Origin of the sequence: Streptomyces sp. SYP-A7185, from assembly GCF_046103685.1 — a bacterium.
Taxonomy (GTDB): Bacteria; Actinomycetota; Actinomycetes; order Streptomycetales; family Streptomycetaceae; genus Streptomyces.
On the sequence record NZ_CP122310.1, the window covers coordinates 4933036 to 4959658 of the forward strand.

23 protein-coding genes and 2 tRNA genes are annotated in these 26623 nt (G+C 68.7%); 12 read left to right on the forward strand and 13 right to left on the reverse strand.

Going from position 1 to position 26623, the window contains the following annotated elements; all coding sequences use genetic code 11:
- Window positions 1–66 precede the first annotated feature (66 nt).
- The 9 genes from QBL25_RS21595 to rpmH form a co-directional block, all read right to left on the reverse strand.
- Window positions 67–684 (reverse strand): GNAT family N-acetyltransferase, encoded by a 618-nt coding sequence (locus tag QBL25_RS21595; RefSeq protein ID WP_409058665.1) that lies wholly within the window; start codon window positions 682–684, stop codon window positions 67–69.
- 306 nt (window positions 685–990) lie between these two features.
- Window positions 991–2103, reverse strand: coding sequence for a ParB/RepB/Spo0J family partition protein (locus tag QBL25_RS21600; RefSeq protein ID WP_409058666.1), 1113 nt, complete (start codon window positions 2101–2103; stop codon window positions 991–993).
- Window positions 2100–3176 carry a ParA family protein gene (locus QBL25_RS21605; RefSeq protein ID WP_409058667.1) on the reverse strand — a complete coding sequence of 359 codons (1077 nt, stop codon included), beginning with the start codon at window positions 3174–3176 and terminating at the stop codon, window positions 2100–2102. The genes QBL25_RS21600 and QBL25_RS21605 overlap by 4 nt, the downstream gene beginning before the upstream one ends.
- A 284-nt stretch (window positions 3177–3460) precedes the next feature.
- Window positions 3461–4177, reverse strand: coding sequence for a 16S rRNA (guanine(527)-N(7))-methyltransferase RsmG (gene rsmG / locus QBL25_RS21610; protein WP_409058668.1), 717 nt, complete (start codon window positions 4175–4177; stop codon window positions 3461–3463).
- 99 nt (window positions 4178–4276) lie between these two features.
- Window positions 4277–4804 (reverse strand): protein jag, encoded by a 528-nt coding sequence (locus QBL25_RS21615; RefSeq protein ID WP_409058669.1) that lies wholly within the window; start codon window positions 4802–4804, stop codon window positions 4277–4279.
- A gap of 14 nt (window positions 4805–4818) precedes the next feature.
- Entirely contained in the window at window positions 4819–6126 is a 1308-nt protein-coding gene (yidC, locus tag QBL25_RS21620; RefSeq protein WP_409058670.1) for a membrane protein insertase YidC, read from the reverse strand.
- A gap of 3 nt (window positions 6127–6129) precedes the next feature.
- Window positions 6130–6489 (reverse strand): membrane protein insertion efficiency factor YidD, encoded by a 360-nt coding sequence (yidD, locus tag QBL25_RS21625; RefSeq protein ID WP_409058671.1) that lies wholly within the window; start codon window positions 6487–6489, stop codon window positions 6130–6132.
- On the reverse strand, window positions 6486–6857 hold the full coding sequence (gene rnpA / locus QBL25_RS21630; RefSeq protein WP_409058672.1) for a ribonuclease P protein component: 372 nt from the start codon (window positions 6855–6857) through the stop codon (window positions 6486–6488). Before rnpA ends, yidD begins: the two co-directional genes overlap by 4 nt.
- Before the next feature lie 20 nt (window positions 6858–6877).
- Entirely contained in the window at window positions 6878–7015 is a 138-nt protein-coding gene (gene rpmH, locus QBL25_RS21635) for a 50S ribosomal protein L34 (protein ID WP_006381191.1), read from the reverse strand.
- Between the two features lie 367 nt (window positions 7016–7382).
- On the opposite strand from rpmH, the gene dnaA reads away from it, so the two are divergent.
- The 9 genes from dnaA (at window position 7383) to QBL25_RS21680 (ending at window position 20151) form a co-directional block, all read left to right on the forward strand.
- Window positions 7383–9278 carry a chromosomal replication initiator protein DnaA gene (gene dnaA / locus QBL25_RS21640; RefSeq protein WP_409058673.1) on the forward strand — a complete coding sequence of 632 codons (1896 nt, stop codon included), beginning with the start codon at window positions 7383–7385 and terminating at the stop codon, window positions 9276–9278.
- A gap of 918 nt (window positions 9279–10196) precedes the next feature.
- Window positions 10197–11327, forward strand: a complete 1131-nt coding sequence (dnaN, locus tag QBL25_RS21645; RefSeq protein ID WP_409058674.1) for a DNA polymerase III subunit beta — start codon at window positions 10197–10199, stop codon at window positions 11325–11327.
- Between the two features lie 89 nt (window positions 11328–11416).
- The gene (gnd, locus tag QBL25_RS21650) at window positions 11417–12301 is read left to right on the forward strand and encodes a phosphogluconate dehydrogenase (NAD(+)-dependent, decarboxylating) (RefSeq protein ID WP_409058675.1); all 885 of its coding nucleotides are present in this window, start codon (window positions 11417–11419) and stop codon (window positions 12299–12301) included.
- An 81-nt stretch (window positions 12302–12382) separates the two neighbouring features.
- A complete protein-coding gene (gene recF, locus QBL25_RS21655) occupies window positions 12383–13504 on the forward strand; it encodes a DNA replication/repair protein RecF (protein ID WP_409058676.1) in 1122 nt (373 codons plus the stop codon).
- Window positions 13505–13526: 22 nt separating this feature from the next.
- Entirely contained in the window at window positions 13527–14099 is a 573-nt protein-coding gene (locus QBL25_RS21660) for a DUF721 domain-containing protein (protein ID WP_409058677.1), read from the forward strand.
- 265 nt (window positions 14100–14364) lie between these two features.
- Window positions 14365–16434, forward strand: coding sequence for a DNA topoisomerase (ATP-hydrolyzing) subunit B (gene gyrB / locus QBL25_RS21665; protein WP_409058678.1), 2070 nt, complete (start codon window positions 14365–14367; stop codon window positions 16432–16434).
- 43 nt (window positions 16435–16477) lie between these two features.
- Window positions 16478–19078, forward strand: coding sequence for a DNA gyrase subunit A (gene gyrA, locus QBL25_RS21670; protein WP_409058679.1), 2601 nt, complete (start codon window positions 16478–16480; stop codon window positions 19076–19078).
- 18 nt (window positions 19079–19096) lie between these two features.
- The gene (locus tag QBL25_RS21675) at window positions 19097–19792 is read left to right on the forward strand and encodes a DUF3566 domain-containing protein (protein ID WP_409058680.1); all 696 of its coding nucleotides are present in this window, start codon (window positions 19097–19099) and stop codon (window positions 19790–19792) included.
- Window positions 19793–20074: 282 nt separating this feature from the next.
- A tRNA-Ile gene (locus QBL25_RS21680) sits at window positions 20075–20151 on the forward strand.
- A 315-nt stretch (window positions 20152–20466) separates the two neighbouring features.
- Here QBL25_RS21680 and QBL25_RS21685 read toward each other — a convergent pair.
- On the reverse strand, window positions 20467–20796 hold the full coding sequence (locus QBL25_RS21685) for a DUF6344 domain-containing protein (protein ID WP_409058681.1): 330 nt from the start codon (window positions 20794–20796) through the stop codon (window positions 20467–20469).
- A gap of 336 nt (window positions 20797–21132) precedes the next feature.
- On the opposite strand from QBL25_RS21685, the gene QBL25_RS21690 reads away from it, so the two are divergent.
- Both QBL25_RS21690 and QBL25_RS21695 read left to right on the forward strand, forming a co-directional pair.
- Window positions 21133–21261, forward strand: coding sequence for a DLW-39 family protein (locus tag QBL25_RS21690; protein WP_003999697.1), 129 nt, complete (start codon window positions 21133–21135; stop codon window positions 21259–21261).
- A 261-nt stretch (window positions 21262–21522) separates the two neighbouring features.
- Entirely contained in the window at window positions 21523–22977 is a 1455-nt protein-coding gene (locus tag QBL25_RS21695; RefSeq protein ID WP_409062731.1) for a hypothetical protein, read from the forward strand.
- An 87-nt stretch (window positions 22978–23064) separates the two neighbouring features.
- Here the strand turns inward: QBL25_RS21695 and QBL25_RS21700 are convergent, their stop codons facing one another.
- Window positions 23065–24690 carry a serine/threonine protein kinase gene (locus tag QBL25_RS21700; RefSeq protein ID WP_409058682.1) on the reverse strand — a complete coding sequence of 542 codons (1626 nt, stop codon included), beginning with the start codon at window positions 24688–24690 and terminating at the stop codon, window positions 23065–23067.
- Window positions 24691–24739: 49 nt separating this feature from the next.
- Window positions 24740–25288 carry a DNA-binding protein gene (locus QBL25_RS21705; protein WP_160506124.1) on the reverse strand — a complete coding sequence of 183 codons (549 nt, stop codon included), beginning with the start codon at window positions 25286–25288 and terminating at the stop codon, window positions 24740–24742.
- A 183-nt stretch (window positions 25289–25471) separates the two neighbouring features.
- Here QBL25_RS21705 and QBL25_RS21710 point away from each other — a divergent pair.
- Window positions 25472–25544: transfer RNA gene (locus QBL25_RS21710), tRNA-Ala, on the forward strand.
- A gap of 119 nt (window positions 25545–25663) precedes the next feature.
- Here the strand turns inward: QBL25_RS21710 and QBL25_RS21715 are convergent.
- Entirely contained in the window at window positions 25664–26386 is a 723-nt protein-coding gene (locus QBL25_RS21715) for a DUF5324 family protein (protein ID WP_409058683.1), read from the reverse strand.
- Between the last annotated feature and the right edge of the window lie 237 nt (window positions 26387–26623).

A 26623-nucleotide genomic window follows, 5' to 3' on the forward strand; every position in this document is an offset into this window, starting at 1 on the left:
GGCCAGCCCTCCGGGGCTGGCCCATTCGCATGACAGCGATGAGTACGGCGGGACGGCCGCGAGGCGTCAGAGCGGCCGGAGCGCCGGCTCCTTCTGTACCGCCCCGAGCAGGCGGTCGAGCGCCATCTCGACGTCTTCCTTCCAGGAGAGCGTCGTACGTAGCTCCAGCCTCATCCGCGGATACGAGGGATGCGGGCGGACCGTCTTGAAGCCCACCGCCAGCAGATGGTCGGCGGGCAGCACACAGGCGGGCTTCTCCCATCGGGCATCGCCGAAGGCCTCGATCGCCTTGAACCCCCGGCGCAGCAGATCCTTCGCGACGGTCTGGACGATGACCCGGCCGAGCCCCTGGCCCTGATAGCCCGGCATGATCCAGGCGGTCATCAGCTGCACGGCATCGGGGGACACGGGGCTCGTCGGGAAGGCGGTGGCGCGCGGCACGTACGCGGGCGGGGCGTACAGCACGAAGCCCACCGGGACGTCGTCGACGTAGACGACTCGACCGCAGGATCCCCACTCCAGCAGGACGGCGGAGATCCACGCTTCCTTCTCGAGCTCCGGTGTACCGGCCTTTACCGCGGCTTGGCCGCTGACCGGGTCCAGCTCCCAGAAGACACACGTCCGGCAACGCTGGGGAAGGTCCGGGAGGTTGTCCAGCGTGAGCGGTACGAGCCGACGCCCCATGAAGGCTGTTCCTCACTTCCTTCGCCCGCCGCATCACGGGCGGCAGTCAGAGCGCTCCGTTCCTTCAGCAGGCTGCCGACGAATCCGCCGACGGCTCCCAGCCCAAGGCCCGCAGTCATCAGTCCGGTGCGGCTCACCGATCGCATGGCCCTCCCCTCCCCAGTGAGGTGCCGCCAGCTGGATGTGCCATACCCAATCGCATCGTATCCACGATGCGATTGCACCGATACCGTAAGAAAGCAAAGAGCGGGCCGTGTTCCGGTACACACCGGACACGGCCCGCTCTCGCGGACTGCGGGACGAGGCTCAGGCCTCTTCGCCCTCGGGCGTGGCGCCCTCGTCGGAGTCCTCGGCGAGCCCGTTCTTCAGGACCGGGCCCTCTCCCGGAGCGAGCGTCGCGAGGATGCGCTCCAGGTCCTCCAGCGAAGCGAAGTCGACGACGATCTTGCCCTTCTTCTGACCCAGGTCCACCCGCACGCGGGTCTCGAACCGGTCGGAGAGGCGCGTGGCAAGACTGGTCAGCGACGGCGACACCCGACCGCCCGCCCGCGGCCCCTTGGCCCGCGGAGTGCTCTGCGGCCGCGAACCCATGAGGGTCACGATCTCCTCGACAGCCCGCACCGACAGCCCCTCGGCCACGATCCGGTGCGCCAGGCGGTCCTGCTCCTCCGAGTCCTCGACGGACAGCAGAGCGCGAGCATGACCCGCGGAGAGCACCCCGGCGGCGACCCTGCGCTGCACCGCCGGCGACAGCTTCAGCAGCCGCAGCGTGTTCGAGACCTGCGGGCGGGAACGACCGATCCGGTCCGCCAGCTGGTCGTGCGTGCAGTTGAAGTCCCTGAGCAGCTGGTCGTAGGCGGCGGCCTCTTCCAGCGGGTTCAGCTGTGCACGGTGCAGGTTCTCCAGGAGCGCGTCCAGGAGAAGCTTCTCGTCGTCCGTGGCGCGGACGATCGACGGGATGCGCTCCAGCCCTGCCTCACGGCAAGCCCGCCAGCGCCGCTCGCCCATGATGAGCTCGTAGCGTGAGGGTCCTACCTGCCGGACGACGACCGGCTGGAGAAGCCCGACCTCCTTGATGGAGGTCACCAGCTCGGCGAGGGCGTCCTCGTCGAAGACCTCACGGGGCTGCCTCGGGTTCGGCGTGATGAAGTCGAGAGGCAGCTCGGCGAAGTGCGCACCGACCGGGCTCTCCTCGATCTCCACCGTTTCGTTCGGCGGCTGCTCCGTTTCATGTGAAACAGGGCTCTGCGGGAGCGCCGCCACCTTCGCGGCCGCCACACCCCGCTCCGCGGTGAGTACCGGTACGGCACTGGGCGAAGCCGCAGCTCCGTTCATGGCCTGGGCGGTCGACTTCTCCGTCGGGGCCGCAGGGATCAGGGCGCCGAGACCACGGCCCAGCCCTCTCCGTCGCTCGCTCACTGCATCCCCTCCGTCGTGCTGTGCTGATCATTCTGAGCGCCCAGCTGGGCGTGCTGTACGTCGTAGTGAATGCCGACGCCACGGAGCGCGATCTCCCGTGCCGCCTCGAAGTACGAGAGGGCACCGCTCGACCCCGGATCGTAGGTGAGCACCGTCTGGCCGTAGCTCGGCGCCTCGGAGATCCGGACCGAGCGGGGAATGCTCGTCCGCAGGACCTCTTTGCCGAAGTGCGTGCGCACCTCGTCCGCCACCTGTGAGGCGAGCCGGGTGCGGCCGTCGTACATGGTGAGCAGGATCGTCGAGACGTGCAGATGAGGGTTGAGGTGCCCTCGGACCAGGTCGACGTTGCGCAGGAGCTGCCCGAGGCCCTCCAGTGCGTAGTACTCGCACTGGATGGGGATCAGGACCTCCGCGCCGGCAACCAGGGCGTTGACCGTCAGCAGGCCGAGCGACGGCGGGCAGTCGATGAGGACGTAGTCCAGCGGCTGCTCGTACGCCTGGATCGCCCGCTGCAGTCGGCTCTCCCGCGCCACCAGCGACACCAACTCGATCTCCGCACCGGCGAGATCGATGGTGGCCGGGGCGCAGAAGAGCCCTTCGACATCGGGGACCGGCTGCACGACTTCGGAGAGCGGCTTGCTGTCGATCAGCACGTCGTAGATGGACGGCACTTCCGCGTGGTGGTCGATCCCCAGCGCCGTGGACGCGTTGCCCTGCGGGTCGAGGTCGATGACCAGGACGCGCGCGCCGTGCAGAGCGAGTGAAGCGGCGAGGTTGACGGTTGTCGTCGTCTTGCCCACTCCACCCTTCTGGTTGGCAACCACCATGACGCGGGTCTGCTCGGGTCGTGGCAGGCCTTCGCCTGCCCGGCCCAGAGCTTCCACCGCCAATTGGGCAGCACGACCGATGGGGGTGTCGTCCATCGGGGGCGGTGTTTCACGTGAAACATCCTCCCCCGCCGACTCGGTACGGGGACCGGGGACCGGATCGGTCATCGGTCCCGCGATGTTGGCGTCGGACCGCAAGGATTCACTCTCCTCGACTTCAGGCTCGCAATGAACAGAGCCTCCCATGCTTTGAGGGTCGTGAACCAGCGAGGCCCGGTCTTCTGTGGACGAATCCACCTCTGTGGACAACTCCGTTCCCTTATTGAGGGAACCGAGTGGCCGACGCTCGCGAGGTTCCGCAGCGCGGCCGCGACTGATGATGCCATGCAGCAGTGAGCGACGTTTCACGTGAAACACGATGCACGGCAGCCGGGGTGCCGCTTGCGCGACACCCCGGTATGCGTACGTTTGGCAGCTTTTGTGGAGTACGGCTCGTCGTCAGGACGGATCAACGACGAGGGCGAGAACCTTCAGCGACGACGCCGGGTCCGTCCCGTACGGGCGGCCTTCGCGCGCTTGGCGGCGAAGCGCACGCCACCGGGGCTCTCCCCGACCTCGACCCGCACGACCGTGGACAGCGGATCCACGACACCCTCGCCCACATGCAGCACCGAGGTGTTCACCGCGCCGAGCTTGCTCAGCGCGGCGCCCGCGCCCTTGACCTCTTCCTCGGCCGTGTCGCCCTTGAGCAACAGCATCTCCCCGTAGGGACGCAGGAGGGGCACTCCCCAGGCCGCGAGCCGGTCCAGCGGCGCAACGGCCCGAGCGGTCACCACGTGGACGGGAGGCAGCTTGCCAAGGACCTCCTCGGCACGCCCCCGCACGACGGTCACGTGGTCGAGCCCGAGCAGCTCCACGACTTCGGTGAGGAAGGTGGTCCGCCGCAGCAGCGGCTCCAGGAGCGTGATCTTCAGATCCGGACGGACGAGAGCCAGCGGAATGCCCGGCAGTCCCGCACCCGAGCCGACGTCGCACACCATCACGTTCTCGGGCACGACTTCGGAGAGGACCGCGCAGTTCAGCAGATGCCGCTCCCACAACCGGGGCACTTCGCGGGGACCGATCAGGCCGCGCTGCACGCCCGCGTCGGCCAGCAACTCCGCGTACCGGACCGCGTCCGAGAAGCGATCACCGAATACCGCCCGGGCCTGCTCGGGCGCCGAGGGGAGCTCCGCTGCCTCCGTCACGGGGACCGTCCTTCCGTACCGCACTGGGGTGGCTGACTATCAGGCTGACAAAGACCGGCCCCGCCTGCGAACAGACGGGGCCGGGGAAACGACGTGCGATCAGGCGGGAAGCACGACGACGAAGCGCTGCGGCTCCTCGCCCTCGGACTCGCTGCGCAGACCGGCGGCCTTGACCGCATCATGCACGACCTTGCGCTCGAAGGGCGTCATCGGCTTGAGGTTCACCGGCTCACCGGAGCTCTTCACCTCGGCGGCAGCCTTGGCGCCCAGCTCGGAGAGCTCCTCGCGCTTCTTGGCGCGGTAACCCGCGATGTCCAGCATGAGGCGGCTGCGGTCACCGGTCTCACGGTGCACCGCGAGACGCGTCAGCTCCTGGAGCGCCTCCAGGACCTCACCGTCACGGCCGACGAGCTTCTGCAGATCGCGGCTGTTCGAGTCGCTGATGATCGAGACAGCGGCGCGGTCGGCCTCGACGTCCATGTCGATGTCGCCGTCGAGATCGGCGATGTCCAGCAGACCCTCGAGGTAGTCCGCCGCGATCTCACCCTCCTGCTCAAGACGGGTGAGAGTGTCGCCGGCCTCGACCTCGACCTCGGCCTCGGCGGGGGCGGTGGTGCCTTCCGTCACGGGATGGACTCCTTCTACTTCTTGGACGGGTGCTTGGGCCGCTGCTGGCCCTTGCGCTGCCCCGACTTGGCTTGGCGTGCGTTACCTGACCCGGAACCCGACCCGGACTTGCCGGCCGCGGGCTTGCCCTGGGGAGCGGCGTCCTCGGGCTCGTCCTGGGTCTTCTCCAGTGACGTCTTCGCCTCCGAAGCCGTCTCCGTGTCGCTCTCCGCCTTGCCGTGTGCGGCGGCGGACTGGCGCTGGGACTTGCTCTGGCGCTTGGGCTGCTGCCGCTTCGGAGCACCGCCGCCGGCGGCAGGAGTGCCGTCCTCGGTGTCCGTGGCGACCGAGGACTCGCTCAGCGCGACGGAACCGTCGGCCTGGGCCACCAGACCCGCCTTGCCCAGACCGTTGATGAACTTGCGCTCGAACTCGTTGCGGTCACGGCCCTTGGCGACGATCGCCTTGATGACGTTCGCGTTGCCACGCCCCCGCACCTTCTTGGAGTGCGTGAGCTGCTTCTGCAGGCGCTCCAGGAACGCGGCCTGGGCCTTGGAGCCCGGGGTGGGGTTCCGGCGGATCACGAACATCTGCTGGCCCATGGTCCACACGTTGGTGGTCAGCCAGTAGACGAGGACACCGACGGGGAAGTTGATGCCGAACACGGCGAACATGATCGGGAAGACGTACATCAGCATCTTCTGCTGCTGCATGAACGGCGTCTTGACCGTCGTGTCCACGTTCTTCGTCATCAGCTGGCGCTGCGTGTAGAACTGCGAGAACGACATCAGGATGATCATGATCGCGGTCACGATCCGGACGTCGGTCAGCGAGGCGTGGAGCGCCGCGACCTTTTCCTCGCTGTCCATGAACTTCGCGGCCAGCGGGGCGCCGAAGATGTGCGCCTTCTGCGCGCTCTCGAGCAGCGGCTTGTCGATGACGCCGATGGTGTCGTTCGACGCGATGCCGGAGAGCACGTGGTACAGCGCGAAGAAGAACGGCGACTGCGCCAGGATGGGAAGGCACGAGGAGAGCGGGTTGGTACCCGACTCCTTGTACAGCTTCATCATCTCTTCGGACTGACGCTGCTTGTCGCTCTTGTAGCGTTCCTGGATCTTCTTCATCTCGGGCTGCAGCGTCTGCATCGCCCGGGTGGCCTTGATCTGCTTCACGAAGAGCGGGATCAGGCAGATACGGATCAGGATCACCAGGGACACGATGGACAAGCCCCAGGCCCAGCCCGTGTCAGGGCCGAAGATCGCCCCGTACAACGAGTGGAACTGGACGATGACCCAGGAAACGGGTGTCGTGATGAAGCTGAACAGACTGGCAATCGTGTCCACTAATCAGGCTCCTTGAGCATGGGACGGGGTCTCGGCGGCCGGGCTCGGGGTATCCGGGGAGACCTCCCCGGAGGGCACGCCAGCGGCGGAGGGCCCGCCCTTGCGCTCGCGCCACATGGCACGCAGCATCTCGTGCCACCGCGGACGCTTGCGCGGCGGGACATGGTCGACACCACCGAGCGACCACGGATTGCACCGCAGGATGCGCCAGGCCGTCAGCGCCGTTCCCTTGATCGCACCGTGCCGGTCGATGGCCAGGTAGCCGTAGCGAGAGCACGACGGGTAGTACTTGCACACCGGACCAAGCAGCGGACTGATCGTCCACTGGTACAGCTTGATCAGAGCCAGCAGTGGGTACTTCATCGAGCGCCCCCTCCCAGCAGCCGCTGAAGGGCGGCGTCCAGGTCTTGGGCCAGCTGTGCATGGGCGGCGTCGCCCGATCCGGGCAACGCTCGTACGACTACCAGGCTACCGGGGGGCAGCTGGCTCACCCGGTCGCGCATCAGATGGCGAAGCCTGCGCTTCACCTTGTTGCGTACGACGGCGACGCCCACGGCCTTGCTCACGACGAAACCCGCACGCGTCGGGGGAACGCTCTCCCCAGGCGCGTGCGGGTCCGTTGCACCGCTACGTAGATGGACGACGAGAAGCGGGCGTCCGGCCCGTCGTCCTCGGCGTACCGCGGTCGCGAAGTCTTCGCGCCGCCTCAGCCGATGCTCGGTAGGCAGCACGACGTCATGACCTAATGCGATTAAGCGGAAAGGCTGGCGCGACCCTTGCCACGACGGTTCGCGAGAATCGCGCGGCCGGCGCGGGTGCGCATCCGCAGGCGGAAGCCGTGGGTCTTGGCACGACGGCGGTTGTTCGGCTGGAAGGTGCGCTTGCTCACTCGGGGGCTCCAGAAATGATTGTGTGGTGGCGGGACATCGCCTGGCTGTCACCGTGCGCCCACGAGAAGCTCGCGAATACGCACCGAGTGCACCGCTTCACAATCACAGATCGTGATCTTTGCCCATCGGAGGCAGGCGGCAGCAGCCATCGACAACTCGACCTGGTCACGGTACGCGGGGCTACGCCATCCGGTCAAACCGACCGTCAGGGAGAGACACTGTGCACAGCCTGTGGACAACAACTTGAACCGCAGCCGTTGCCCTGACTACCGTGGCCAAACTCCGATTCATTCCCTTCTCCCTGCCCATCCCGATTTCCGTCCCAGGAACCACACCTTCGTGGGACCCCGTGAGAGAGCGTGCCTTGTGGCTGACGTACCTGCCGATCTTGCCGCAGTGTGGCCACGAGTTCTGGAGCAGCTGCTGGGTGAGGGGCGGGGGCACGGTGTAGACGCGAAGGACGAGCGTTGGATCAAGCGCTGCCAGCCGCTGGCGCTGGTCGCCGACACCGCTCTGCTGGCCGTACCGAACGAATTCGCCAAGGGCGTGCTCGAAGGACGCCTGGCGCCCATCGTCAGTGAATCGCTGAGCCGCGAGTGCGGCCGCCCGATCCGTATCGCCATCACGGTGGACGACTCGGTCGGCGACCCCATGGACCGGCCGACCCCGCCGGCACCGCCGCTCCAGCAGCAGCCCGGCCAGCAACAACAGCAGCAGCGTTACGACGACCCGGAACAGCACCAGGGCCCCGGCCAGGGCCACGAGACGTACGACGGCTACGGCCGCCGCACCTCGGACGATCACACCCAGGGCCGCGGCTCCGACCAGCTGCCGAGCGCCCGCCCCGCCTACCCCGACTACCAGCGCCCCGGCCCCGGCGCCTGGCCGCAGCCCCCGCAGCAGGACGACTACGGCTGGCAGCAGCAGCGCCTCGGCTTCCCCGAGCGGGACCCGTACGCGAGCCCGCAGCAGCACGACTACCGGTCGCAGCCGCCGCAGCGGCACTCCCCGTACGAGCAGCACCGTCAGGAACGCCAGGACCGGCAAGACCGGCAGGACCGCCACGACCAGCAGGACCGGCACGACAGACGCGAGCGTCACGAGCAGTCCCCTGGCTCCGGCGGCCACGACCCCAGGGGCGGCGGCCACGGCGGTCACGGGGTCCACGGCAGCGGCGCCCCCGGCCCGCTCGCCGCTCAGCCGGCCCCGGCGTCGGCTCCCGGTGAACCCACCGCGCGCCTGAACCCGAAGTACCTCTTCGACACCTTCGTGATCGGCGCGTCGAACCGTTTCGCCCACGCGGCCGCGGTCGCCGTCGCCGAGGCGCCCGCCAAGGCGTACAACCCGCTGTTCATCTACGGGGAGTCCGGGCTCGGCAAGACGCACCTCCTGCACGCCATCGGGCATTACGCGCGCAGCCTCTATCCCGGCACGCGCGTGCGCTACGTGAGCTCCGAGGAGTTCACCAACGAGTTCATCAACTCCATCCGCGACGGCAAGGGCGACACCTTCCGCAAGCGGTACCGGGAGATGGACATCCTGCTCGTCGACGACATCCAGTTCCTCGCGAGCAAGGAGTCGACGCAGGAGGAGTTCTTCCACACGTTCAACACGCTCCACAACGCGAACAAGCAGATCGTGCTCTCCAGTGACCGGCCGCCCAAGCAGCTGGTGACCCTGGAGGACCGGCTGCGCAACCGCTTCGAGTGGGGACTGATCACCGACGTCCAGCCGCCGGAGCTGGAGACCCGCATCGCCATCCTCCGCAAGAAAGCAGTGCAGGAGCAGCTGAACGCCCCGCCGGAGGTCCTGGAGTTCATCGCGTCCCGCATCTCACGCAACATCCGTGAGCTCGAGGGCGCGCTGATCCGGGTCACGGCCTTCGCCTCGCTCAACCGGCAGCCGGTCGACCTGGGTCTGACGGAGATCGTCCTGAAGGACCTGATCCCGGGCGGCGAGGACGCGGCTCCCGAGATCACGGCGACGAACATCATGGCCGCGACGGCGGACTACTTCGGGCTGACGGTGGACGACCTCTGCGGATCCTCCCGCAGCCGCGTCCTGGTGACGGCCCGTCAGATCGCGATGTACCTCTGCCGCGAGCTCACGGACCTCTCGCTGCCCAAGATCGGCGCGCAGTTCGGCGGCCGCGACCACACGACCGTCATGCACGCGGACCGCAAGATCCGCGCGCTGATGGCCGAGCGGCGGTCGATCTACAACCAGGTCACCGAACTCACCAACCGCATCAAGAACGGCTGAAGGCCGGCCCCGAGGCACGCCACGCCTCAAGGCACGCCCCCAAGGCGCCGAGCCACGCAGACACGTCACGAAGGGCGCCCCGGAACGACTTCCGGGGCGCCCTTTGCTGTTCCACCGCCCCTCCGCTGCCGTCCGCACGCGCGCGTGGAGCCCATCAGAGAACCGACCGAGGCCCGTCCGAGGCCCGTCCGAGGCCCGTCGCTGTTCGATTTCCCCAGCTGAGAGGCCTGTTCTCCACAGATCCGGGCCCTTTTTCCCCTCCACACCCTGGGGACCGCGAAGTTGTCCAGATGATGTCCACAGGGGACCCTGCTGAAGGATCATCAAGCCAGGTCAGGTGGTTGTGGATTGGTGGACGACGGTCCTCCACAGGCTGTGGAGGAAAATCTCGTCCACAGGGTGTGCATGAACTTGTCCACCGGCCGCCCACAGGCTCGAGCCGGTTGTCCCCAGCTTTCCCCAGCTTCTCCACACCGCTGTCCACTGTTCGGCAACGCAACGCGCCCCGTCACCGTGCCGAGTGAAAGGCGTCACACCAAGGTGGTCGGTTGGCCTGTGGGGAAGGTGGGTAAAGCTGGGGACAGCGCTGGGGAGAAGTACCCCCTGCCTGTGCACCGGGTGTGCAGAACTTTCGCCCGTCCACAGAAACCACCGGTTGTCCACCGCCCCCGCCCACAGGCCCAGTGGATAAAAAACCGGCACTGACCTGCGAAAAGACGGTTATCCACGGTTTCCACAGGCCCTACTACTACTCCCACTTAGAGTCACCGGGGAATTCGCTTGGAAGAGGGGCCTGTGCACAACTCGCTCTCCCGGTCTCCGACGCCGCTCGTCACGACTTGACCCCGACGGGCACCCACTGTCAGTGCGGTGCGTCAGACTGGTCCCCAGTGCCAGCAACAGCAGGAGGGCGGCTAAGTGAAGATCCGGGTGGAACGCGACGTACTCGCAGAGGCGGTGGCGTGGGCGGCGCGCAGTCTCCCGGCCCGGCCCCCGGCACCTGTCCTGGCGGGCTTGCTGCTGAAGGCCGAGGAAGGCGCTCTGAGCCTGTCCAGCTTCGACTACGAGGTCTCGGCCCGCGTCTCCGTGGACGCCGAGATCGACGACGAGGGCACGGTCCTCGTCTCCGGCCGGCTCCTCGCCGACATCTGCCGCGCCCTTCCCAACCGCCCGGTGGAGATCTCCACAGACGGTGTACGGGCCACGGTCGTCTGCGGCTCCTCGCGCTTCACGCTCCACACGCTTCCCGTGGAGGAGTACCCCGCGCTGCCGCAGATGCCCACCGCGACCGGCACCGTCCCCGGTGAGGTCTTCGCCTCCGCCGCCGCCCAGGTGGCCATTGCCGCGGGCCGCGACGACACGCTGCCCGTCCTGACCGGTGTGCGCATCGAGATCGAGGGCGACACGGTCACGCTGGCCTCCACCGACCGCTACCGCTTCGCGGTCCGCGAGTTCCTGTGGAAGCCGGAGAACCCCGAGGCGTCCGCGGTCGCCCTGGTGCCCGCCAAGACGCTCCTGGACACCGCCAAGGCGCTCACGAGCGGCGACACGGTCACCCTGGCGCTGTCCGGCTCCGGTGCCGGTGAGGGCCTGATCGGCTTCGAGGGCGCCGGACGGCGTACGACCACGCGTCTCCTCGAAGGCGACCTGCCGAAGTACCGCACGCTGTTCCCGACGGAGTTCAACTCCATCGCGGTGATCGAGACCGCCCCCTTCGTGGAGGCCGTCAAGCGCGTCGCCCTGGTGGCCGAGCGGAACACCCCGGTGCGGCTGAGCTTCGAGCAGGGCGTGCTGATCCTCGAGGCGGGTTCCAGCGACGACGCACAGGCTGTGGAGAGGGTCGACGCCCAGCTCGACGGCGACGACATCTCGATCGCCTTCAACCCGACGTTCCTGCTCGACGGCCTGAGCGCGATCGACTCGCCGGTCGCCCAGCTGTCGTTCACGACGTCGACGAAGCCGGCGCTCCTGAGCGGCAAGCCGGCCCTGGACGCGGAGGCCGACGAGGCCTACAAGTACCTGATCATGCCCGTACGTCTGAGCGGCTGAGCCCACAGGTGTGAGCGAGCGTCCGGGCGTAGGCTCGGACGCGGGTACGAAGGTGCCTCCACGCCACATCGCTACTTAAGGAACCACTGATGGAGCTCGGTCTCGTCGGCCTCGGCAAGATGGGCGGCAACATGCGCGAGCGCATCCGCCGCGCAGGCCACACCGTCATCGGATACGACCGCAACCCGGACGTCGCGGACGTCCACAGCCTCGAAGAGCTCGTGAACAAGCTCAAGGGCCCGCGCGTCGTCTGGGTGATGGTTCCGGCCGGAGCCGCGACCCAGTCCACCGTCGACGAGCTCGCCGAGCTGCTCCAGCCCGGCGACGTCGTCGTGGACGGCGGCAACTCCCGCTGGACGGACGACGAGAAGCACGCGGAGGAGCTCGCCGCCAAGGGCATCGGCTTCGTCGACTGCGGCGTCTCCGGCGGCGTCTGGGGCCTGAAGAACGGGTACGCGCTGATGTACGGCGGCGACGCCGAGAACATCGCGAAGGTGCAGCCGGTCTTCGACGCCCTCAAGCCCGAGGGTGACTTCGGCTCCGTGCACGCCGGCAAGGTCGGCGCGGGCCACTTCTCGAAGATGGTCCACAACGGCATCGAGTACGCCATGATGCAGGCCTACGCCGAGGGCTGGGAGCTCCTGGAGAAGGTCGACTCCGTCACGGACGTGCGCGAGGTCTTCCGCTCCTGGCAGGAGGGCACGGTCATCCGTTCCTGGCTGCTGGACCTCGCGGTCAACGCCCTGGACGACGACGAGCACCTGGCCAAGCTGCGCGGCTTCGCGCAGGACTCCGGAGAGGGCCGGTGGACGGTGGAAGCCGCCATCGACCACGCCGTGCCGCTGCCCGCGATCACGGCCTCGCTCTTCGCCCGGTTCGCCTCGCGCCAGGACGACTCCCCGCAGATGAAGATGATCGCGGCGCTGCGCAACCAGTTCGGCGGCCACGCGGTCGAGTCCAAGAGCGAGAACTGATCCACAGCCTGTGGGGAACATCCGCTGTTTCCCACAGGCCTCTCAGCAAGTGAAGGAAGCCGGGGGAGGTCGGCGCACACCATGCACGTCACGCATCTGTCGCTGGCCGACTTCCGCTCGTACGCCCGGGTCGAGGTCCCTCTCGATCCGGGCGTCACCGCGTTCGTGGGCCCGAACGGCCAGGGCAAGACGAACCTCGTGGAGGCCGTCGGCTACCTCGCCACGCTCGGCAGCCACCGGGTCTCGTCGGACGCCCCCCTGGTGCGCATGGGCGCCGAGCGCGCCGTCATCCGGGCCGCCGTCCAGCAGGGCGAGCGCCAGCAGCTCGTCGAGCTCGAACTCAACCCGGGCAAGGCCAACCGCGCCCGTATCAACAGGTCCTCGCAGGTCAGGCCCCGCGACGTACTCGGCATCGTCCGCACGGTCCTGTTCGCGCCCGAGGATCTCGCGCTGATCAAGGGCGATCCGGGCGAGCGCCGGCGGTTCCTGGACGAGTTGATCACCGCACGCTCCCCGCGCATGGCGGGCGTCCGGTCCGACTACGACCGCGTGCTCAAGCAGCGCAACACCCTCCTGAAGTCGGCGGCCCTGGCCCGGCGCCACGGCGGCCGCACCATGGACCTGTCCACGCTCGACGTCTGGGACCAGCACCTCGCGCGCGCGGGCGCCGAACTGCTCGCACAGCGCCTCGACCTGATCTCCGCGCTCCAGCCGCTCGCCGACAAGGCGTACGAGCAGCTGGCACCCGGCGGCGGCCCCGTCGCCCTGGAGTACAAGCCGTCGGCCCCGGGCGAGGGCCACACCCGCGAGGTCCTGTTCGAGCAGCTGATCGCCGCGCTCGAAGAGGCGCGCAAGCAGGAGATCGAGCGGGGCGTCACGCTGGTCGGCCCGCACCGCGACGACCTCCTCCTGAAGCTGGGCCAGCTCCCCGCGAAGGGGTACGCCAGCCACGGCGAGTCCTGGTCGTACGCCCTGGCGCTGCGCCTCGCCTCGTACGACCTCCTGCGGGCAGAGGGGAACGAACCCGTGCTCGTCCTGGACGACGTGTTCGCGGAGCTCGACGCGCGTCGCAGGGAGCGGCTCGCCGAGCTGGTCGCGCCGGGCGAGCAGGTCCTGGTCACGGCCGCCGTGGACGACGACGTGCCGGGCGTGCTCGCCGGTACGCGGTTCGCGGTGTCGGACGGCGCGGCGGAGCGGGTATGACGGGCCCCGGCAGGGAGCGCGCATGAGCGCCGAAGAGCCCGCGAAGGAGTCCCCGCGGGGCGCCGCCGATGGTCCCGCGCAGACGCCGAAGACGCCCGAGCCCTCCGGCGTCGACCTCGCACGGGTCGCCCTGCGCGCCGCCAAGGAACAGGCACGCGCGCGTGGCGACGCCGCGCAGCAGAAGAAGCAGGCCCGCAGGGGCGGACTGCGCTCCGGAGCGCGCGCCGACGGGCGTGATCCGCAGCCGCTCGGCTCCGCCATCAACCGCCTGATCACCGAGCGCGGCTGGGAGACACCGGCCGCGGTCGGCGGCGTGATGGGCCGCTGGCCGCAGATCGTCGGCGAGGACCTGGCCAAGCACTGCGTCCCGCAGCGGTACGACGAGAGCGAGCGGGTCCTGACCGTCCAGTGCGACTCCACGGCCTGGGCGACGAACCTGCGGCTGCTGGCCCCGCAGCTGGTCGCGCGCCTCAACGAGGACCTGGGCCACGGCACCGTGCGCCTCATCAAAGTCCTCGGTCCCGGCGGCCCCGCGCGACGCTTCGGACCCCTGCGCGCACCGGGCAGCACGGGCCCCGGAGACACCTACGGCTGAGGCCGTACCGGTTGGTAGCTCGCGGTTGACACCCCGAAGCGCTGAGTGCCGCTGTGAGCCTCTTAGAGCCCCGGGCCGCATATGGGGAGTCGGATGATGCCGGTTCAGGACGGCACATGCGGACTCAGGTACCGGCAAACCCCCATCACTGTCGGCGCTACCGGTAGACTGGAAGCTAATCCCGCCCCACTTGTGGGTCGCACCGAGCAACGCTGACTATCGCTGAACGACGCAGCCGCTCCGGCCACCGCCGGGTGCTTGGCTTGTGCTGTGCCAGAAAGGGCGCTTCGTGGCCGATTCCGGCAACCCCAACGAGAACATCCCGTCCACCGCCGCCGGCGAGCACGGCGAGGTCACAGCCTCGTACGACGCCAGCGCGATCACCGTCCTCGAGGGTCTGGACGCGGTCCGCAAGCGACCTGGCATGTACATCGGGTCGACCGGTGAGCGTGGCCTGCACCACCTCGTGCAAGAGGTTGTGGACAACTCCGTCGACGAAGCCCTCGCCGGGCACGCGGACACCATCGACGTCACGATCCTGCCCGACGGCGGCGTACGCGTCGTCGACAACGGCCGTGGCATCCCCGTCGACATGCACCCGGTGGAGAAGAAGCCCGCGGTGGAGGTCGTCCTGACCGTCCTGCACGCGGGCGGCAAGTTCGGCGGCGGCGGGTACGCCGTCTCCGGTGGTCTGCACGGCGTCGGTGTCTCCGTCGTGAACGCCCTGTCCACCAAGCTCGCCGTCGAGATCAAGCGCGACGGCTTCCGCTGGACCCAGGACTACAAGCTGGGCGTCCCGACGGCCCCGCTCGCCAAGCACGAGCCGGTCGACGAGTCGGGCACCACGGTCACCTTCTGGGCCGACCCGGACGTCTTCGAGTCGACCGAGTACTCCTTCGAGACGCTGGCACGGCGCTTCCAGGAGATGGCGTTCCTCAACAAGGGTTTGACGATCAAACTCACTGATGAGCGCGACTCGGCGAAGGCGACCGCGGGCGCCGACTCGGCCGAGGCCACCGACGACGAGGCCGCCGAGGCCCGCACGGTGACCTACTTCTACGAGGGCGGCATCGTCGACTTCGTGAAGTACCTCAACTCCCGCAAGGGCGAGGTGATCCACCCGACCGTCATCGACGTCGAGGCCGAGGACAAGGAGCGCATGCTCTCGGCCGAGATCGCCATGCAGTGGAACTCGCAGTACACCGAAGGTGTCTACTCCTTCGCGAACACGATCCACACGCACGAGGGCGGCACGCACGAAGAGGGCTTCAGGGCCGCACTGACGGGCCTGGTCAACCGGTACGCGCGCGAGAAGAAGCTGCTGCGCGAGAAGGACGACAACCTCACGGGCGAGGACATCCGCGAGGGTCTGACGGCGATCATCTCGGTGAAGCTCGGCGAGCCCCAGTTCGAGGGTCAGACCAAGACCAAGCTGGGCAACACGGAGGCCAAGACCTTCGTGCAGAAGGTCGTCCACGAGCACCTCACCGACTGGTTCGACCGGAACCCGAACGAGGCCGCGGACATCATCCGCAAGAGCATCCAGGCCGCCACGGCCCGCGTCGCCGCCCGCAAGGCGCGCGACCTGACCCGCCGCAAGGGCCTCCTGGAGTCGGCGTCCCTGCCCGGCAAGCTCTCCGACTGCCAGTCGAACGACCCGACGAAGTGCGAGATCTTCATCGTCGAGGGTGACTCCGCCGGTGGTTCGGCGAAGTCCGGCCGTGACCCGATGTACCAGGCGATCCTGCCCATCCGAGGCAAGATCCTGAACGTCGAGAAGGCGCGGATCGACAAGATCCTGCACAACCAGGAAGTCCAGGCCCTCATCTCGGCCTTCGGCACGGGCGTGCACGAGGACTTCGACATCGAGAAGCTCCGCTATCACAAGATCATCCTGATGGCGGACGCCGACGTCGACGGCCAGCACATCAACACCCTGCTCCTGACCTTCCTGTTCCGCTTCATGCGGCCGCTCGTCGAGTCCGGGCACGTCTACCTCTCGCGCCCGCCGCTCTACAAGATCAAGTGGAGCAGGGACGACTTCCAGTACGCGTACTCGGACCGCGAGCGCGACGCCCTCATCGAGCTCGGCCGCCAGGCCGGCAAGCGCGTCAGGGACGACTCGGTCCAGCGATTCAAGGGTCTCGGTGAGATGAACGCCGAGGAGCTGCGCGTGACGACGATGGACCAGGACCACCGCGTTCTCGGCCAGGTGACCCTGGACGACGCGGCACAGGCCGACGACCTGTTCTCGGTGCTGATGGGCGAGGACGTCGAGGCACGACGCTCGTTCATCCAGCGCAACGCCAAGGACGTCCGCTTCCTCGACATCTGAGTCGGCCCGCACAAGCCGCACCTCGAAAGGACTTTGACCAGCAATGGCCGACGAGAACACCCCTGTGATGCCCGAAGAGGAGCCCGCCGTTCCCGGCGTGGGCCTGCGCGTCGAGCCCGTCGGGCTCGAGACGGAGATGCAGCGCTCGTACCTCGACTACGCGATGTCCGTCATCGTGTCGCGCGCGCTGCCCGACGTACGCGACGGCCTGAAGCCCGTGCACCGCCGCGTCCTGTACGCGATGTACGACGGCGGATACCGCCCCGAGAAGGGCTTCTACAAGTGCGCCCGCGTCGTCGGCGACGTCATGGGCACCTACCACCCGCACGGCGACTCCTCCATCTACGACGCCCTGGTCCGCCTGGCCCAGCCGTGGTCGATGCGGATGCCCCTGGTGGACTCCAACGGAAACTTCGGCTCCCCGGGCAACGACCCGGCGGCCGCCATGCGGTACACCGAGTGCAAGATGGCGCCGCTGGCCATGGAGATGGTCCGTGACATCGACGAGGAGACCGTCGACTTCACGGACAACTACGACGGCCGCAACCAGGAGCCGACGGTCCTGCCGGCGCGCTTCCCGAACCTGCTGATCAACGGCTCGGCGGGCATCGCGGTCGGCATGGCCACCAACATCCCGCCGCACAACCTCCGCGAGGTCGCGGCGGGCGCGCAGTGGGCCCTGGAGCACCCGGACGCCTCGCACGAGGAGCTGCTCGACGCGCTCATCGAGCGCATCAAGGGCCCCGACTTCCCCACCGGCGCACTCGTGGTGGGCCGCAAGGGCATCGAGGAGGCCTACCGCACGGGCCGCGGCTCCATCACCATGCGCGCGGTCGTCGCGGTCGAGGAGATCCAGAACCGCCAGTGCCTGGTGGTCACCGAGCTCCCGTACCAGACCAACCCCGACAACCTCGCGCAGAAGATCGCCGACCTGGTCAAGGACGGCAGGGTCGGCGGCATCGCCGACGTCCGCGACGAGACGTCCTCGCGCACCGGACAGCGCCTCGTCGTCGTCCTGAAGCGCGACGCGGTCGCCAAGGTCGTCCTGAACAACCTGTACAAGCACACCGACCTCCAGTCGAACTTCAGCGCCAACATGCTGGCCCTGGTCGACGGCGTGCCGCGCACCCTCTCCCTGGACGCCTTCATCCGCCACTGGGTGACGCACCAGGTCGAGGTCATCGTCCGGCGCACGAAGTACAGGCTGCGCAAGGCCGAGGAGCGCGCCCACATCCTGCGCGGCCTGCTGAAGGCCCTGGACGCGATCGACGAGGTCATCGCGCTCATCCGGGCCAGCCAGACGGTCGACGTCGCGCGCGAGGGCCTGATGGGCCTCCTCTCCATCGACGAGATCCAGGCCAACGCCATCCTCGAGATGCAGCTGCGCCGCCTGGCCGCCCTGGAGCGCCAGAAGATCGTCGCCGAGCACGACGAACTCCAGGCGAAGATCAACGAGTACAACGCGATCCTGGCCTCGCCCGAGCGGCAGCGCCAGATCATCAGCGAGGAGCTCGCGGCGATCGTCGACAAGTTCGGCGAGGACCGTCGCTCGGCGCTCGTGCCCTTCGACGGCGACATGTCCATGGAGGACCTGATCGCCGAAGAGGACATCGTCGTCACCATCACGCGCGGCGGCTACATCAAGCGCACCAAGACCGAGGACTACCGCTCGCAGAAGCGCGGCGGAAAGGGCGTGCGCGGCACGAAGCTGAAGCAGGACGACATCGTCGACCACTTCTTCGTGTCCACGACCCACCACTGGCTGCTCTTCTTCACCAACAAGGGCCGCGTCTACCGCGCGAAGGCGTACGAGCTCCCCGACGCCGGACGCGACGCCCGCGGCCAGCACGTGGCGAACCTGCTCGCTTTCCAGCCGGACGAGCAGATCGCCGAGATCCTGGCGATCCGCGACTACGAAGCGGTGCCCTACCTGGTGCTCGCCACCAAGGGCGGTCTGGTCAAGAAGACCCCGCTCAAGGACTACGACTCGCCTCGCTCCGGCGGCGTCATCGCCATCAACCTCCGTGAGACGGACGACGGCAAGGACGACGAGCTGATCGGCGCCGAACTCGTCTCCTCCGAGGACGATCTGCTGCTCATCAGCAAGAAGGCGCAGTCGATCAGGTTCACCGCGACGGACGACGCGCTGCGTCCCATGGGCCGCGCGACATCGGGCGTGAAGGGAATGAGTTTCCGCGGTGGCGACGAACTGCTCTCGATGAATGTCGTCAGGCCGGGTACTTTCGTCTTCACCGCAACCGACGGTGGGTACGCCAAGCGCACCAACGTCGACGAGTACCGCGTCCAGGGCCGTGGTGGTCTGGGCATCAAGGCCGCCAAGATCGTGGAGGACCGCGGCGAGCTCGTGGGCGCGCTGGTGACGGAGGAGACCGACGAGATCCTCGCCATCACCCTCAGCGGCGGTGTGATTCGTACGCGAGTCAACGAGGTCAGGGAGACGGGCCGTGACACCATGGGCGTCCAACTGATCAACCTGGGCAAGCGCGATGCCGTGGTCGGTATCGCTCGTAACGCCGAGGCCGGGCGCGAGGCCGAAGAGGTCGACGGTGACATCGTCGTCGAATCGGCCGAGGGCGAGCCGGCCGCCGGTACGGACGAGGGCACGGAGTCCGCGGCCGAGTAGCGCGAGGAGAGAGTCATCGTGAGTGGAGCCACGGGCGCCGGAGCAAGTGGAGCCGGCACAGCCGGTACAGACGGTGTCCGTGGCTCCGCCACTGATTCTCCCGACTCGCATGAGTCTCGTGGATCCCAGGGGGGAACCGTGACAGACACCCGAGGGCCGCAGTCGGCCCAGTCCGCGCAGTACGCCGGAGGAGCACAGGGGGCCCAGAGCGCCACCGGTGCGCTGCCCAGCGAGCGCCAGCCCCAGCAGCAGGGATCACAGCCGTACCACCCGCCGCAGGCCTACCAGGGTGCCCAGACGGGTGCCGTACGCAGGCCGCGCACAGGAGCGCGTACGACGCCCCGGACGCGCAAGGCGCGGCTGCGGGTGGCCAAGGCCGACCCGTGGTCGGTGATGAAGGTCAGCTTCCTGCTCTCCATCGCGCTCGGCATCTGCACGATCGTCGCGGCCGCCGTGCTGTGGATGGTCATGGACGCCATGGGTGTGTTCTCGACGGTGGGCGGCACGATCTCGGAGGCGACGGGCTCGAACGAGTCCAACGGCTTCGACCTCCAGTCCTTCCTGTCGCTGCCGCGCGTCCTGATGTTCACGACGATCATCGCGGTCATCGACGTGGTCCTCGCCACGGCGCTCGCGACGCTCGGCGCGTTCATCTACAACCTCTCGGCGGGCTTCGTGGGCGGCGTGGAGCTGACGCTGGCGGAGGACGAGTAGTCCTCTTGCTCTTTCCGCTCGCTCAGGCGCAGGGCCTCGCTCGTACAGAGCGGGGCCCTGTTCCGTGTCCCGCTGTGGGATGCGGTGTCCCCTGTTCCGGCGTGACCGAGGGGGCCGGACGGGGCCGGGCGGGGGCGGGCGGGACCCGTCCGGGCCTTGCCGAGGGCTGCTGATCCCCTGCCTCGGGGCCGCTCCGGGGCCCGCGGAGGTATCGATTTTGGGACTGGCCCGGACGTGCGCTAATCTTCAGAGGTCAGCGCGCGGGACACACCGCAGCGCGGCGGGGCTATAGCTCAGTTGGTTAGAGCGCATCCCTGATAAGGATGAGGCCACAGGTTCAAATCCTGTTAGCCCCACCAGCCAGAAGACCCCCAGTCGATCACGACTGGGGGTCTTCTGCGTCCACGGCTGACATCAGCCGATGAGCGGATCTTCCAGCAGGCCGACGGGCAGCGAGACGGCTTCCTGCTCTTGTCGGCCCCCCCCGGGCACGAAGAAGAGCCCCTCGGGCACGAAGAAGACCCCCTCGGGCACGAAGAAGACCCCCGGCCGATGTGGCCTGGGGTGGTCTTCTTCGTATGTGTGGGGGCCCTGTTCCCTGTGCTGGTCGTGTCCGTGAGGGTCACTGTGCGGGGCTCAGGGGAGGAGCGGCGGCCGGGAGGGCCGGGGTGTGGCTACGGCTCCGCGGCGAGCCCGCCCGGATGGGCCTCGGCTTCGACGGCCGTCTCCGTGTCGTCAGTGGCGAGGTGGCGGCAGCTCGGGGACGATCCGTGGGCCTCGGCCCGGATGCGCTGCTTCATCGTGGGCGGCAGGGACCGTTCGTACGCCGCTGCCCAGTAGGCCGCGAGTGGGGCCGTCATGGTCGGCGCGCTCTTGCACGTTTCCGTGGCCTGCTGTACCAGCGTGGCCGCCGCTGCCGTCGTGGTGAATCCAAGCGTGGCGAAGAGTGCGAGGAAGGCGGTGATGAGCGTGGTCCACAGCTTCATGGCCTTGGAGCCGGTCATGGCGTCTCACTTTCGGGTTGGGCGATTTGCGTACTTTCCTCATGATGTGTATGCCGAGCCGAGAGTGTGGGACCGACGCCCGTGGCGCGTCGATGTTCAGATGAACACCACCCGGATGGCCGTAAAGGGCCCTTGGAGGGCCTGAGAGAGGTCCGGGCGAGGTCAACGGCGGTGAACGCCGTGCCGGGCCCTGAGGCGCCAGGCAGTGGCGATGCCCGATTCGACTGCTGTGTTCAGGGCGGGAGTTGGGGTGGATCCAGGTCACCGATCGATATCGATCGGTGTGTATAGTCGGGCGCCAGAGGTCCCTTACGTCAAGAAAGACGAGGTCGCGCGGTGAAGAAGCTTCTCCTGGTCGCACTGGCCGCCATCGGCGGGCTCCTCGTGTACCGCCAGATCCAGGCGGATCGCGCCGAGCAGGATCTGTGGACGGAGGCGACTGACTCCGTGCCCACGGGTTCGTGAGTACAGCCAACAGTCTCTTCACAGGGCCCCGGTCGCTTCTGCGGCCGGGGCCCTGTGCCGTCCGCTGTCCAAATCTCTTCGCCCCTCCATTCACCGACTTTGCGCGGGCAAGCGTTCACCCGGTGTGAGCAAAGGTGCCGGGCTTCCTGATGAGCAGGACTCGCCGGGCCTCCGCGTGGGCATAGTGGGCGGGACCACTGGGGCTCAGGGGAGGGGTTGCGCGTGATGGGGCGGCTGGGCAGGGGCCGGGCGGTGTCGGCCATGGGGGCGGCGCTGTGCGCGGTGATGGCGTTCCCGGCCTCGGGGCAGGCCGTGACGGAGGGCACGCCGAGCCGGATCCAGGGCCGCGGCCAGAGCCCGGCTCCGTACGTCTTCGCCGACGGGGCCGTCCCGGTCGACGGCGCGCAGAGCAGCACGGACAGTCCGAGGCTCACACCCGGGTCGACGTACAAGAGCTCCCTCGGGCGCGGGGGCAAGCTCTACTACCAGCTGCAACTCGACGCCCGAGAGACCGTGTACGTCTCCGCCACCGCCGTCCCAGGGCTCGACGCGAAGGTCGCCTACGGGGACGGCGTCGAGGTGTCCTTGGAGGACACGAACGGCAACACCTGCAACTCCGGAGACGCGCGTTTCGGTACGTCACAGAGCCCGCGGCCCGTCTCCGCCTGGGCGGTGCGCGCGGTCGGCCCCGCCGAGAACCGCTGCGAAGCGGCCGGCACGTACTACGTGGTGGTCGAGCGGAACAGCGATCCCCGCTCCAGTACGGAGACGTGGGACACGGAACTTCGCGTCGTCTCGGAGCCCGGCGTGGCCAAGAGGGCCTCCACGACGCCGCCCGGTCCGTGGAACTCCGCCTCGCCGACGCCTCCCTCCGGTACGCGCGAGGAACGCAGGGGCGGCACCGGCTTCAACGACGCCCGCGCGCTGCGGCCGGGGGTCTGGGGCGACCGGATCACGCCCGGTCAGACCCTCTTCTACCGGGTGCCGGTCGACTGGGGGCAGCAGATCTCCGCCAGTGCCGAGCTGGGGACGGCGCGCGGGGGCAGGGACGAGTACGTCCCCTCGGCGCTCGTCCTGTCACTGGCCAACCCGGTACGCGCGCGCATCGACGACGCCGACACGGCATACGACGGCCAGCAGAAGTCGACGGCGCTGAAACCACTGGCCCCCGTTGCGTACGAGAACCGTTACTCGCCGATGGACCGCGTGGCCGGAACCCGGTTCGCCGGCTGGTACTACCTCTCCGTCCATCTGAACCCGAAGGTCGCCGGGCAGTTCGGCAAGGACCCGCTGGACCTGACGCTGCGGGTGAACGTCGACGGCACCGCGGACAAGGGGCCCGCGTACGTGGGCACGGCACGGCCCGCCGACGAGTTCAGCGTCACGGGTGAGGACAAGGACGCGGCGGTACGGGGTGACGCGGACGCGCGGGGTGAGGGCGCCGGCGGAAGTGGGAGCCGGGGCGGTGGGGACGGAGTCGCCATGCGGGTGGTGGCCGCCGGGGGGTTCGGCACCGGGACCCTGCTGCTGATGATCCTCGGGGTGTGGACGCTGGTGGGGCGGAGGAGAGCGGCGGCTTCCGCTGCCGATTCCTCTTCCTCTTCCGCTGGCTCTTCGGGGCCGGGGTCGGGGTCGGGTTCGGGGCCGGTTTCGGGTTCGGGTTCGGGTTCCGGTTCGGGTTCGGCTGGGGAGTACGGGCCGCCGCCCGCTTGGTGATCGCGCCGGGGTTGGGGGCCGGGGCCAGGGCCAGAGGTCGGTCCGGGAGCCGGTGCAGGGGCGGGACGAGCCGAGGTGGCTCGCCGATCAGAGCTGCGTGAGGGCCCAGATGCCCACCGCGAAGCACGCCAGAGCGGCCAGCAGCATCGGGATCGCCACCTTCGCGGGCGGCCCCGGTCGTTTCTTCTGCCGGTGCGGAACCGGTCGGCGCTGGAGTGGAACCTGCGGGGCGTGGGCGGTGTATTGATAAGTAGAGGCGGATACGTGGTGCGTCGATGGCGTCACGGAGAGTGACGACTCGGGTGCCTGTGCCTGAAGATGCATGGGCGCCTGGGCCGGGACGTGGGCCGGGACTGAAACCGGAGCGGGGACCGGAGCCGGGTCCGGGGCCGGTGGCGATTGGGGGGAGGGGACATGAGGGGACCGAGCGGGAGGCGGCGGCGTCGCCGGCTGTTGCACGACCGGAGGCTGCGGCTGCCCGTGCGACAGCCGTACGTACTGATCCTGCTGGCGTACGTACTGATCCTGCTGCCGTACGTGCTGCTCCTGCTGGCCGTCCTGAATCTGCCGAGCCTCCTGCCCCGACACATGCGGGGCCTGCGGCGGCGTGCCCTGCGAGGGCGTCCCCAGCGAGGGCGTCCCCAGCGAGGGCGTCCCCTGGGACGGCGTCCCCGTGGAGGACACCCCCAGGGCTGGTGTCCCGAGGGCCGGTGTCCCCAGGGACGGGGCGCCCTGCGGTGGTGGCGGAGTCAGCGGAAAGCTGCCGGTCTGGGGCGCGATGAGCGGCGGGGGAGGTACGGAGGCAGGAGCGAAGACCGGCTGCGGCGGGGCCGTGAGAGGACCGTCGGGGCCGTACCCCTGTGGAAGCGGGCCCAGTTGGTCGAAGATCTCGACGGTCTCGTCGTCGGACCCCGGCTCGGGCAGCAGCTCGGCGGCCGAGCTCAACGCCTTGCGCGCGCCCGTGGCGGTGCGGAACCGCGCCTGCGGATCCGGTTGCAGCAGCGTGGCGACGACCTGCCACATTGGCTCCGGTACGCCCTTCGGCGCCCCGGGTGTGCCGTGCGCGGCGAAGTGCTCGATCAGCGCCTTGGCGTCCGGCTTGGCACCCTGCAACAGATAGAGCGCCACCAGGCCCACGGCGAAGAGATCGGCCGTGAAGTCCGGCTCGGCACCCATCATTTGCTCGGGGGCGAAGTAGCCCGGCGTCCCCACGATGTAGTTGGTCTCCGTCAGCCGGGGCTCGCCCATCCGCATCGAAATGCCGAAGTCGGAGAGCCGCAGGTGCGGGCGCGCGGTGCCGGTGGCTTCGAGCAGGATGTTGGCGGGCTTGATGTCACGGTGCACGACCCGCTCGGCGTGCACCGCGGCGAGCCCGGAGAGCAGCTGGTCCAGGAGCGTGCAGACCAGGCGGGGCGGCAGCGGGCCGTAGTCCCCGATCACGTGCGCCAGCGAGCCGCCGCCGACCAAGGCCATGGTGAAAAGGACCTTGTCGTCGTCGGCGGCCCAGCTGGCGGGCGCGAGTACATGAGGGTGATCGATGCGCAGCGCCTGCTCCCGCACGAAGCGCAGCAGCGTGTGTGCGTCGCTCTGCTGAAGGACCTTCGCCGCCACATATCGCCGCCGCCGGTGGTCCCAGGCACGCCAGACCGCTCCGACTCCCCCGCGGCCGATCGGATCGACCAGTTCGTAGCGCCCTGCGAAGACCTCACCCATGGTCGCGCATTGCTCCCCCTCCGGGCCGCCCGGTGGCCCGGTCGACGGCTCAGTTCTGGTGCGCCTCGTAGTGGGCGACCGCGTCCGCGGTGCGTCCGGCACCGTATACCCGGAGGAACTCTGCCAGCTCCGGGTGGGTCGGTGCGAGGGAGTCCGCGGCATCGATGATGTCGCCGGCCGCCGCGACGGAGCGCAGCAGCGACTGGATCTCGCGCACCACGCGCTTCACCGTGGGCGCACCCGAACTCGTCGTCGACTGCGAGGTGTTGGTCAGGACGGAGCCGCCCTGGGACTTCTTGATCTCGTCCATGCGGTCGGTGGCCTCGGCGGCGCTCACGCTGCCGTCGGCGACCTGGCCCGCCAGCTCCTGGAGGAGCTGGACGCGCTGGACGACCGCGGGGTTGCCGATCTTGGCGCGCTGTCCGCTCATGAGCTGCGACAGCATGGGCGCGGACAGACCGAGGACGCCCGCGAGGCGTGCCTGGTTGAGGCCCAGATCATCGATGAGACGGCGGAAGAGCGCCCCCAGCGGCTCTCCGTACCAGTTCCGCTGGAGCTCTCGTGCTCTCGCGGTCGTCTCTTGTTGTGCGGCGTCCATTGCGTCTCCCCATCGCTTCCCCAAAAACCGTGGTTCGCTGCCGCGAACCACGCCGAGCATCTTACGGAGCGTGGTCGTTCACCGGGACCCCCAATCCTTTTGCGAGATCTGGGGGGAGACCCGGTACTCTGGTCTGCGTTGCTCACCGGAGCGAGTTGGGTTCCGGCTGGGCGCACCCTTTTTGGGGCCTTAGCTCAGTTGGTAGAGCGCTGCCTTTGCAAGGCAGATGTCAGGAGTTCGAATCTCCTAGGCTCCACAGCAACGCCGTAGGGCGGGTCACCTCAGCTGAGGTGACCCGCCCTACGGCGTTTGATCAGGTTGTTCAGTTTGTTCAGATGGTGCAGTGGTGCGCCGGCAGGTCGTTGCCGTTGCAGGTCAGCGCAGGTCGTCGCGCTCCGAGGCTTCCGTCTCGGCCTGCTTGGCCTGGACCTCGGGGTCGAGGGAGGCCTGACCGCTGCCGTCGACCGAGGTCAGCGGAGCGCTGTCCGGGACCTCCGTGGCGGCCGGCGGCTCGACGAGCCAGTCCGGGTTGGCCTGCTTGTCCCACCACTTCCAGGCGGCGACCGCACCGCCCGTGACGACGCCCAGGATCACGAAGCCCTTGGCGATGCGCCCGGCGCGGGCCCGGCGGTTGTGCTTGCGGGCCAGCCGCTGGATCTCCTTGGGGGAGACCTCACCGCGCAGCGCGGCGAGAGCCGCCGCCCCACGGGACGCCGCCTCCTCGCGGACGGGCTGAGCGGCGGCCACGGCGTGCTCGATCCGCGGCTTCGAATAATCGGCGGCCTGCCGGGCTGCCTTGCGGGTCTGCTCGGCCGCCTTCCGGGTGCGGACGGCGGCTTCGTGCGCGGCATGGTCGACCTTCGGCGGCACATGGGTGCGGGCCTGCTCGATGCGCGGACCGACGTGAGCCCCGTACTGGACACGGGCTTGCTCGGCGGCCTGCGACACCTTGGGGGCGAGGCGGGCACGGCTTTCGTGCGCGTAATGGACGGCCTGTTCCTTGGCAGTTCCGGCGTAAGGGGCCACCGCCTCCGCGGCATGCCGCACGCTGTCCCTAGCCGAACCGGTCGCGGCGCGCACGCTGTCGATGCGGGTCACAGGATCCTCCTCCTCGGTGGCTTATAGGTATGTCACCTTTCCACCCTTTCAAGGATCATGCCTTCCGGATCGCTCCGAGGCATGACGCAGCCGGGCATCCGGGTGCGATCATTCTGATCAAATCGGTACAAGGAGAGTGCTTTGCCGACAATGCCACGGATCGTGGCGGCGCGCGCCCACTCGGTGGCTACTCGTCGCAATCCGGTCCGTGGGAGGATCGGACGTCACAGAGGACAA